At 59.2% G+C, this 10,678-nt stretch carries 9 protein-coding genes; 8 read left to right on the forward strand and 1 reads right to left on the reverse strand.

Annotated elements, in window-relative coordinates:
- Nucleotides 1–1,302: an AMP-binding protein gene (locus EJA71_RS09405; protein ID WP_158956209.1), complete on the forward strand. Its 1,302-nt coding sequence runs from the start codon at nt 1–3 to the stop codon at nt 1,300–1,302.
- Nucleotides 1,290–2,201, forward strand: a complete 912-nt coding sequence (locus EJA71_RS09410) for a GNAT family N-acetyltransferase (RefSeq protein ID WP_158956211.1) — start codon at nt 1,290–1,292, stop codon at nt 2,199–2,201. Before EJA71_RS09405 ends, EJA71_RS09410 begins: the two co-directional genes overlap by 13 nt.
- Before the next feature lie 41 nt (nt 2,202–2,242).
- Here EJA71_RS09410 and EJA71_RS09415 read toward each other — a convergent pair whose 3' ends face one another.
- Complete coding sequence (locus tag EJA71_RS09415; protein WP_158956213.1) at nt 2,243–2,770, reverse strand: hypothetical protein; 528 nt, start codon at nt 2,768–2,770, stop codon at nt 2,243–2,245.
- Between the two features lie 384 nt (nt 2,771–3,154).
- Between EJA71_RS09415 and EJA71_RS09420 the strand changes: the two genes are divergently transcribed.
- From EJA71_RS09420 to glgA, 6 genes are all read left to right on the forward strand, one after another.
- Nucleotides 3,155–5,146 carry a methyl-accepting chemotaxis protein gene (locus EJA71_RS09420; protein WP_158956215.1) on the forward strand — a complete coding sequence of 664 codons (1,992 nt, stop codon included), beginning with the start codon at nt 3,155–3,157 and terminating at the stop codon, nt 5,144–5,146.
- Between the two features lie 326 nt (nt 5,147–5,472).
- The gene (locus EJA71_RS09425; RefSeq protein WP_158956217.1) at nt 5,473–5,919 is read left to right on the forward strand and encodes a DUF411 domain-containing protein; all 447 of its coding nucleotides are present in this window, start codon (nt 5,473–5,475) and stop codon (nt 5,917–5,919) included.
- Entirely contained in the window at nt 5,919–6,353 is a 435-nt protein-coding gene (locus EJA71_RS09430; protein ID WP_158956219.1) for a YqaA family protein, read from the forward strand. Before EJA71_RS09425 ends, EJA71_RS09430 begins: the two co-directional genes overlap by 1 nt.
- Before the next feature lie 102 nt (nt 6,354–6,455).
- Nucleotides 6,456–7,502 (forward strand): alpha/beta fold hydrolase, encoded by a 1,047-nt coding sequence (locus EJA71_RS09435; protein WP_158956220.1) that lies wholly within the window; start codon nt 6,456–6,458, stop codon nt 7,500–7,502.
- A 13-nt stretch (nt 7,503–7,515) separates the two neighbouring features.
- Entirely contained in the window at nt 7,516–8,469 is a 954-nt protein-coding gene (locus EJA71_RS09440; RefSeq protein ID WP_158956222.1) for a D-2-hydroxyacid dehydrogenase family protein, read from the forward strand.
- A 618-nt stretch (nt 8,470–9,087) separates the two neighbouring features.
- Complete coding sequence (gene glgA, locus EJA71_RS09445; protein ID WP_158956224.1) at nt 9,088–10,674, forward strand: glycogen synthase GlgA; 1,587 nt, start codon at nt 9,088–9,090, stop codon at nt 10,672–10,674.
- The last annotated feature ends 4 nt before the right edge of the window (nt 10,675–10,678 follow it).

The raw sequence follows: 10,678 nt of genomic DNA on the forward strand, positions 1-10,678 counted from the left end.
TTGAACACTTCACCTGCACTCAATGACCTGATCACCTTTGCGCGACAGCATTCCGAGTATTACGCCAAGCACTTGCGTGAGGTTGCACCCGGTGTTTGCACACTCAGCGAACTGCCCGTGGTCGATCCGCAGCAATACTGGCAAACCAGCCTGAACCTTGACCAATGGCCGGTGCTGACAGCGCCTGTCGGCCCTGCGCTGGTGTTCAAAACCGGCGGCACCACCAGCGCCGGCAAGCTTTCGGTGTTCACCCGCGAAGAGTGGCAGACCCTGGTGAAAGACTTCGGCAGCCAACTGACGTCGCAACTTGGCCGGGGTGATCGCGTCGCCAATCTGTTTTTTGTCGGCGACCTGTACGCCAGTTTCGTTTTCATTCACGACGCCTTGGCGCATGAGACGGCCGGCGTGACCGAATACCCCTTCACCGGGCATGTCGAGTTCGGCGTCCTCGCCGACTCGATCTTGCAGCACCGGATCAACGTTCTCGCTGGCGTGCCCGCGCATTTACTGAGTTTTGCCGATTGGCTGCAAAGCCGTTCGCGAGTCCTCGACGGTATCGACACGCTGCTGTATGGCGGAGAGAGCCTGTTCGAAACGCAGTTGCAGCTGTTACGCCGAGTGTTTCCCAACGCCCGGTTTGCCTCCATCGGCTATGCCAGCGTCGACGCCGGGTTTATCGGTGCCACGGCGCGCGACTGTGCCTTGGGCGAACACCGTATGCTCGAACGCCATAGCGTGCTGGAGATCCTCGATGAACAAACCGGAGAAGTGATCGATGCCTGTGGCGTCACCGGACGGTTAGTGGTCACCAATCTGACGCGACGCCTGATGCCGTTGATTCGCTATCCGGTTGGCGACCTCGCCTGTTGGCAAGAACCTGCCACCGCGCCGATGCGCCAATTTGCCTTGCGGGGACGCTGCGCAACCAGCTCGCGGGTAAGGGTTGCCAGCCTGACCCTGATGACCGACGACATTGCCGCGATCGTGCAACGCCTCACGGGCAGTGACGACTGGCAACTGGTCATCGATCAGGCAGACAACCGCGATGTCCTGACCGTGAAATGGCGGGTCGATGTCACCACTGCCGACGCTCGTTCAGTCAGCGCGGCATTGCGCGCGGCGCTGATCGAGCATCAACCGCAGATCGCGCAACTTGCTGCAGAGCATCGACTCGACCTGCTCGTAGACGGTTGCAGCGCAGAAGATCTCGCCCGTCACCCGCGCTCCGGCAAACGCCAACGCGTGCAAGATCTACGTCGCTACGACGCGCCCGATCTGGAGCAACGCCCATGGACGAGGTGACGCTACGCAGTTATCGCCCCAGCGACGCGACCGCCGTCAGCCGTTTGTTCCGGAGCATTTACGCAGATCACTACGTTCAACCCCATGTGTATCTGCCGTTGATGATCAACCAGAATCATTGCGACGGCCGCTGGCATTCGCTGGTCGCCGTGACGGGCAGCACGCTGCACGGGCATGCCACATTATTCAGAAACAAAGGGTCGCACATTGCAGAACTGGCACTGACCGTGGTCCATCCCGCCACTCGCGGACAGAACATTGCCACGCAGTTGGGACGGCAATTACTGATACACGCACAGGCCCTGAGTTGTCGGGGCGTGACGATCAAACAAGTGACGCAACATCTTTACTCGCAACGCATGGCCGACCGGCTGGGCTTCGTCAGCACCGGGCTGATGCTCGACTATGTGCCTTCCCCCTTCGGCGAGCCGCTGCCTGAATCGATCGTTATCGGCTACACCGCCATCGACAGCTACCCACGACCGCTGCCGGCACTGGAATGGCCCGAGAGCTGCCACAGTTTCATGCAGCATTTATGCAATGTGTTCGGGACACAGGAAAAGGACTCGCGCTGGACCGGGCCGGCGCTCGCGTTCGAACAGCATGAGGGGCGCCATGACGTGTATCTGAAAAAACTCGATAACCGCTTGCTTAGGCAATTGCAACGGTTGCCCAGGCACTGGACGGTTGCCATCAGACTCAGACTTGCCAACGGCTTTGCCAGCGCACTGAACAAGCTGGCAAGCATCGGATTCGCATTTACCGGTATTGCTCCGGATGAGGGAGGTGACGGTTGGCTGGCGTTATTCCACCGAGGCTATCGGCGGCGCGCATTGACGCTGCATTGCCCGTATATGCAACGGCTGCACGATCAGGCCCAGAGCAGTGCGATTGAATGAAGAGTGGCCCGTTCCATCACGGAACGGGCCACTGTGCTGATTCACGCTTTGGCTTTTACGCCCTTGTCCGTCGGCAACGCCGCATTACCTTCACCGTAGGTTTTCAGGTTCTGCAGGACATAAATGGCCTTTTTGAATTCCGGAATCAGATTCTTCCCGTAAGCATTGCCATTGAGCCCATTGGTCTGAATGGCATCTAGCTGAGTCGCGAAATATTCCAGGGCGTTGAAGCGCGCGTCGGGGTCTTTCTGCACGCCGAAACGGTCGAACTTTTCGCCGGCATTGAGCAGCGTGAAAGAGGTGACCTCGGAGATCAGCCCGCGCTCACGAAGGAACACGCTCAGCTTACCCATTTGTTTGACCGACACATCGGCGGGGTTGAAACCCTTGATCTGCTTGCGCAAACCCTGTTTATCCATTTCCGCCGTGTTCAGTGCATTCGGATCATTACCGACCGTGGTTAGCATCTGCTGCACTTTGACGCTTTGCGCGACCTGTTTCTTGGCTCCGGTATTGCGCACCAGGACGCCGGCCTTGCTTTCCCACGCACCGGTGTAGCCGATAGTCATGAGAAAAGTCCTTGAGAAATGCCCATGAAAAGATCCTTGTTCAGCGTTTTCAATGGGCGCGAGTATCGGTCGGCAAACTGATGGCACCAACCTCTTTCTGCACTTTTTTACAAATTCTGTACATTCTCGATACAAACCCACATCCCCCTCACGAATAAAGGGCTAGAGCGCTATCGTCACCTGCTAGAAGTCAGGCCATTCACCCTAACGAACGAGCTGGTTAGTTTTAATGTACCGACCCCGATACATGCCTGTCGTCGGCCCATATTCTTATTAGAACGAAAGTACCTAAAGCTTCTCTTTTGCCCGACGATAAGCTGTTGATACCCGCACTGTTCTGCCCTGCCCCCTCTTATAAGAAACGCTGCTCAAGGACCGGTTTCCATGCCCGCATTCCGCACCATTCAGGCTCGCTACACCTTGTTTCTGGTTCTGTTCATCCTGCTGCTGTCGGTACTGACCGTCGTCGGTATCAGCCAGTTGGTCGCGCCCAAGCTGCGGCAAACCGAAGAGCAGGTCGTGCTCAACCGCATTGCCGAAGTCGCCGAGCAGATTCAGGGCGAACTGAACAAGGTTCAGTCCCAGCAACGCAGCATCACCCAGACCATCCCGCTGCTGGACAGTGCGGCCATCGACACGGTGCTGCCGGGATTGGTGGATCAGTACGGCGAACTCAAGGTGTTCGGCGGCGGGATCTGGCCGCTGCCGGGCCAACGCGAGGCCGGCCGCAACAAATTCAGCACGTTCTGGCATCGCGATGCCTCGGGCAAACTCGCCGTGAACACGTTCTGGAACAGTGACGCCGCGCCTAATTACTACGACCAGAGCTGGTACAAGGGCGGCATGGCCACCCCGCGCGGTCAGTGCGCCTGGGCGGCGGCCTACAAGGACGACGCCAGCGCCGAACCGCGCACCAACTGCGCCATGGCGATCCAGAAAAACGGCTCGGCGTGGGGCGTGTCGACCATCGACGTGACCCTCGGCTTCTTCAATGACCTGGTTGCGCGCAAGGAGAAAGACCTCAACGCCGAAATGCTGATCGTCGAGGCTGACGGCAAGATCATCAGCAACAGTTCGCGCATCAGCGGGCCGATCGTGTTGAAGAACATCACTGACCTGGCCAGCACCTCGACGTTTGCCAGCCAAGTGAAAACCGGTCTGCAAAACCGCGATCAGGCGCAACGAGTCGAATTCGACAATAACGGCGAAGCCAGCACCTTCTTCATGCGCCCGATCGAGGGCACGCCGTGGTTCCTCGCCACCGCCCTGCCGACCAAAATGCTCACTGCCCAGCGCGACGATGTGCTGAGCAGCCTGAGCCTGTTGCAGATTCCACTGGTGATTCTGCTGGTGTTGTTGCAGGTCTACGCAATCCGCCAATTGGTGCAACGCATGAAAGCGTTGAAAGCCAACATCGATTCGTTGTCCAGCGGTGATGCCGACCTGACCCGGCGCATCACCATTCGTGCCGAAGACGAATTGGGCGCCATCGGCCACTCGGTCAACACCTTCATCGCCTACCTGCAAAACATGATCGGCGAAGTCACCCAGGCCACGGGCGCCATGGCCTCGAGCCTCGATAATCTGCAACGCACCTCGGCGCACACCAGCCAGATTCTGCTGCGCCATGCCTCGGAAACCGATCAGACCGTTACCGCCATCACCGAAATGAGCTCGACCGCAGAAAGCGTGGCACAGAACGCCGCCGAAACCGCTGCGTTCACCCAGCGCGCCAACGAAAACGCCGACCGTTCGCGGGTGGTGGTCGGTGAAGCCACCAACAGCGTGGTCGCGTTGATCGATGAAGTCGCCAGCGCCACCCATAAAGTTGAAAACATGCAACAGGACGCGCAGCGCATCACCGAGATTCTCGGTGTTATCGGTGCGATTGCCGGCCAGACCAACCTGCTCGCCCTCAACGCGGCCATCGAAGCGGCCCGCGCCGGTGAACAAGGGCGAGGTTTTGCCGTGGTGGCAGACGAAGTCCGCGCGCTCGCCGCACGTACCCAGGCCAGCACATCAGAGATCAACGAAATGTTGAGCCGTCTGACCCAAGGCGTCAGCTCTTCGGTCAGCGCCATGGAAAATACCCAGGCAAGCTGCCAATCCGCCGCCGATGCCACCGCCCGGGTCAACACTGGCCTCGACGAAATGGCCGGTTCGGTCAGCCACATCAACAGCCTCAGCACGCAAATCGCTACCGCCGCCGAGCAACAAAGCGCCGTCACCGAAGAGATCAACCGCAGCATGGTGCAGATCCGCCACATGGTTGATGAACTGGTGCAAAGCGGCCAGGCCAGCGAGCTCAACACACGGCAATTGCTCGAAGCCAATAGCCGGGTAAGCGCGATCATGGGCCGTTTCAAAGTCCGCTGATTCTTTGAGGCAACCTCGTACCCAGCAGACAACTCCTCCTGTGGGAGCTGGCTTGCCAGCGATAGCGGTGCATCAGGTAAAACAGTTTCACCTGACCGGGCCCCATCGCTGGCAAGCCAGCTCCCACAGGATTCAGCGGTGTTCACAGAATCAGCGGACGACATCCTGACAACTTTGTCATCTCGCACTCAGTCAATTGTCAGCCTTGATCTACGATCATCCTGGCAGTCCTCCTTGTAGCAACTGGAAACACTCCGTTGATGCCAGGTAGGAAAAACCGGTCAAAATGCGTTCTTTTTGATCGCCATCCGAGTCGAGAGCCCGTTATGCGAACCCACCTGCGTCTGGTCGCCTTGAGCGCCCTGTTCATCTCTTCCCTGGCTCAGGCCGCCGACCTGATCCCGATCGAAGTCCACCGCGATGCCAATTGCGGTTGCTGCAAAAAATGGATCAGCCACCTCCAAGCCAATGGTTTCAAAGTCGAAGATCACGTCGAAAGCGACATGAGCAGCTTCAAGCAACAACACGGCGTGCCACCGCGTCTGGCGTCGTGTCATACCGCAATCATCAACGGCAAATTCGTTGAAGGCCACGTACCCGCCGATCAAGTGCTGGCCTTGAGCAAACGCGACGATCTGCTCGGCGTCGCGGCACCGGGTATGCCGATGGGCTCGCCGGGGATGGAAATGGACGGCATGAGCGATGCCTATCAAGTGATCGGCCTGAAGAAGGACGGCAGTGACGTGGTGGTGGCGGATTACCCGGCCCATTGATGGGCGCGGCTTATTTCGGGCTGTTCTTTGCCGCGTTCGGCGCGGCGACCTTGTTGCCGTTGCAGTCCGAAGCGTTGCTGGTCGGTTTGATCGTCAGCGACCGTTATTGGCTATGGGGTCTGCTGGCGGTGGCAACACTGGGCAACGTCCTCGGTTCGCTGGTCAACTGGTGGCTGGGCCGCGGGATCGAGCGGTTTCAGGATCGACGCTGGTTTCCGGTCAGTCCGCGGCACATGGCTAAGGCGCGCAAACACTATGAACGCTACGGGCATTGGTCACTGCTGCTCAGTTGGCTACCGGTGATCGGCGATCCGCTGACGTTGATTGCCGGGGTCATGCGTGAACCACTCGGACGCTTCCTGGTGATCGTCACCCTCGCCAAAGGCGCACGTTATGCCGTGGTGGCCCTGCTCACACTCGGCTGGCTCGGTTGAACGATCAGGTCCGGCGATTGCCTGTGCTTATGACCTGAACTTAACGTCGCCCTAATCCAGCCACCCCAGCATCAGTCCAATTTTGAAATGGAGTTTGTCCTTATGCCCGTCCCTGTTTCCCGTTGGTTGCCTGGCCTGGTCCTCAGCGCCGCCCTGCCGCTGCTTGCTCACGCGGCAACCGATACCGCGCCCGCCGAAGGCCCGGCGTACGGCCCGGAGCTGCAAGGTTTCGAATACCCCTACACGCTTAAACATTTCGCCTTCCAGTCCCAGGGCAAATCCCTGCAGATGGGTTACATGGATGTCGCCGCGCATGGCAAAGCCAATGGCCGCACCGTGGTGCTCATGCACGGCAAGAATTTTTGCGGCGCGACCTGGGACAGCTCGATCAAAGCCTTGAGCGAAGCCGGTTATCGCGTCGTTGCGCCGGATCAGATCGGATTCTGCACCTCGAGCAAACCCGACAACTATCAGTACAGCTTTCAGCAACTAGCGACCAACACGCAGCAGCTGCTCAAAGCGCTGGGCATCCAGAAAGCCACCCTGCTCGGCCACTCCACCGGCGGCATGCTCGCCACGCGCTATGCGTTGTTGTTCCCGGAACAGGTCGATCAACTGGCGCTGGTCAACCCGATCGGCCTGGAAGACTGGAAGGCCCTCGGTGTGCCCTATCGCACGGTGGACCAGTGGTATCAGCGCGAGCTGAAAGTCAGCGCCCAGGGTATTCGCGAATACGAGCGCACTACCTATTACGATGGACGCTGGAAGCCTGAATTCGATCGCTGGGTCGACATGCTCGCCGGTCTCAGCAAGGGCCCGGGCAAGACCCAAGTCGCCTGGAATTCGGCGCTGATCTACGACATGATTTTCACCCAGCCGGTTTACTACGAGTTCAAGGACTTGAAGATGCCGACCCTGTTGCTGATCGGCACCTCCGACACCACCGCCATCGGCAAGGACCTGGCGCCACCGGAGGTGAAGGCGAAAATCGGCCACTATGAAGTGCTCGGTAAACAAGTGGCCAAGCTGATCCCGCAGTCGACACTGGTAGAATTCCCCGGCATGGGCCACGCGCCGCAAATGGAAGAACCGGCGCAGTTCCATCAGGCTCTGCTTGGCTGGCTGAACAAATCCAATCCCGTTCCTTGATGAGGTAAGGCTGATGGCGGTGCAGATTGCAGTAATCGATGACTGGCAGGATGTCGCCCGCGATGTGGTGGACTGGTCAGCCCTCGATGGCCTCGGGGATGTGACCTTTGTCCACGATTACCCGGCGGACAACGCAGAACTGGCCGAACGTCTGGGCCGCTATCAAGTGATTTGCGTAATGCGCGAGCGCACGCGGTTCGATGAAGACCTGCTCAAGCGTCTGCCCAACCTGAAGCTGCTGGTGACCGGCGGCATGCGCAACGCGGCGCTGGACATGCAAGCAGCGGCCAGCCTGGGCATCCAGGTCTGCGGCACGGACAGCTACAAGCACGCGGCACCGGAACTGACCTGGGCGCTGATCATGGCAGCCACGCGCAATCTGCTGCATGAGGCCAATGCCTTGCGCGCGGGTCAGTGGCAGCAAGGCCTGGGCGGTGATCTGCATGGCCGGACGCTGGGCATCCTCGGCCTCGGCAGCATCGGCCAGAAAGTTGCGCAGTTCGGGCAGGTGTTCGGCATGCGGGTGATCGCCTGGAGTGAAAACCTTACCGCTGAACGGGCCGAAGACGCCGGCGTGACCTATGTCAGCAAGCAGGAATTGTTCGAACAGTCCGACGTGTTGTCGGTGCATCTGGTGCTCAGCGAGCGCAGTCGTGGGCTGGTCGATGCTCAGGCGCTGGCCTGGATGAAACCGACGGCACTGCTGGTGAATACCGCGCGCGGGCCGATCGTTGACGAAGCGGCGTTGATCAAGGCTTTGCAGAAACAACAGATCGCCGGCGCGGCGCTGGACGTATTCGAGCAGGAGCCGTTGCCGGCCATGCACCCGTTTCGCACATTGGAGAACGTGCTGGCGACGCCGCACGTGGGGTATGTCAGTCGACAAAACTACGAGCAGTTCTTTTCGCAGATGATCGAGGATATTCAGGCGTGGGCTGCGGGCAGTCCGATTCGGCTGATGAACTGAAGTATTGCGTTATTGCTGCGGTATTACTGCAGTCGCCTTCGCGAGCAAGCTCGCTCCCACATTGGATCTATGTCTGAACCGGATCTCCGTCAAATGAGATCCCTTGTGGGAGCGAGCTTGCTCGCGAAGTGGCCATAACAGGCACCCCATCAACAAACTGTTCGCACCACAACAGTGCGACCGCCCTCCTCGCTAGCACAAAATCGTGACCGATCAGTCACCGTTTTGGCCCTCCCTTGTAAAAAAACCTGCACTTCGTCGGTGCGATTGCCTCGAAAGTCCGGGGTTTCCGTTAACGGCAAACCGATTGTCGAACAATTTACCCATTTGCTCCGACCCGCTCTAGGATCTGGCCTAGACTGGATTTTTCGGGGTAGGACCTGCCGGTCACATTGCAGAAAAAAAGTCGAAACTTTTGCGCAGAGCGGCGGGTCATCTGAAAGGCAGGGCCGAAGCGACTGGTGCAATCCTTGCAACAGCCCAATCACCCATTCTGCTTGCGCGTGTTGGGTAGCGTTTGCTCACCGATGCGTGGCGCGTTTGCGCCCGGCCACAGGATTTGGCCATGGACATCGCTTGTTAAAGACAAGAATCAGATCAACAACACGGGAGAGTCATATGATCAGTGCGGCATTGGATATTCAGGGAGAGCGTGCTCAACAGTCGATTGGCGAATCGAGCACCGTCAGCGTTCCCGGCAGCCGACAGATCAACGTCCCCGGCAGCAAGACGCTGACTCCAGTAGCGAGCCAGAATCCCAACAAGAAGAAAGTGTTGTTCGTCACCTCGGAAATCGCCGACCTGGTCAAGACCGGCGGCCTCGGTGACGTTTCGGCTGCCCTGCCCCGCGCCATGGCGCATCTGCACGATGTGCGCGTGTTGATCCCCGGTTACCCGCAAGTGATGCACAGCGAGAACCCGATCCACATCATCGGTGAACTCGGCGGCCACGCCGCGCTGCCTCCGTGCAAGATCGGCCGTATGGACATGCCGGATGGTCTGGTGATTTACGTGTTGATCTGCCCGGAACTGTACGAGCGTGAAGGTTCGCCCTACGGCGCCAACAACGGCCGCGACTGGCCGGACAACCACATTCGCTTCGCCCGCCTCGGTCTGGCCGCAGCCGACATCGCCGCCAACCTCGCGCAAATCCACTGGTGCCCGGATCTGGTGCACGCCCATGACTGGCCGGCCGGTCTGGCCCCGGCTTACATGCACTGGCGCGGGCAGCGCACGCCGACACTGTTCACCATTCACAACCTTGCGTATCAAGGTGTGACCAGCCTCGGTTCCTGCCCGGAGCTGGGTATTCCCAACCATGCCCTGCAACAGGAAGGCATGGAGTTTTACGGCAAGATGTCGTTCCTCAAGGCCGGCATGGCCTATTCGAGCCACATCACCACGGTCAGCGCGACCTATGCGCAAGAAATCACCACCCCGGATTTCGGCTGCGGCCTCGACGGCTTTCTCGCCGCCAAGACCCAGCAAGGTTTGCTCAGCGGTATCCCTAACGGCATCGACGAGAGTTGGGACGCTGCCACTGACCCGCACCTGTTCGCGCCGTTCGCCATTGGCGATTGGGAAGGCAAAGCCGTCAACGCCGCCCATGTCCGCGAGCTGTTCGAACTCAATGATTCCGAAGGTCCGCTGTTCGCGGTGGTATCGCGTCTGGTGTACCAGAAAGGTCTCGACCTGACCCAAGCGGTGTCCGAGTACATCGTGGAGAACGGCGGCCAGATCGCGATTATCGGTCGCGGTGAGCCGGAAGAAGAGCAAGCCATGCGTGATCTGGCGCTGCGCTTCCCTGGCCAGATCGGAGTGCGTATCGGCTTCAATGAAACCGACGCCCGCCGCATGTTCGCCGGCAGCGACTTCCTGCTGATGCCGTCACGTTATGAGCCTTGCGGCTTGAGTCAGATGTACGCCCAGCGTTTCGGCTCGCTACCGGTCGCGCGTAATACCGGCGGCTTGGCCGACACCATTGAAAACGGTATCACCGGGTTCCTCTTCGACGAATCCACCGCCGAAAGCTATCAAGAAGCCCTGAGCCGTGCGTTCAAGGTCTTCGCTTATCCTGAACTGCTCAATGCCATGCGTTGCCGGGCAATGGCCGCGCCGTTCAACTGGTGCAAAGCCGTTGAACCGTACGCCGAACTCTACGAACAACTGGTGGCCAAGGCCTTGGGTAAAGCGATTCACAAGTAACAGG

Source organism: Pseudomonas sp. PB106 (assembly GCF_009764645.1).
In the GTDB taxonomy this organism is placed as follows: Bacteria; Pseudomonadota; Gammaproteobacteria; order Pseudomonadales; family Pseudomonadaceae; genus Aquipseudomonas.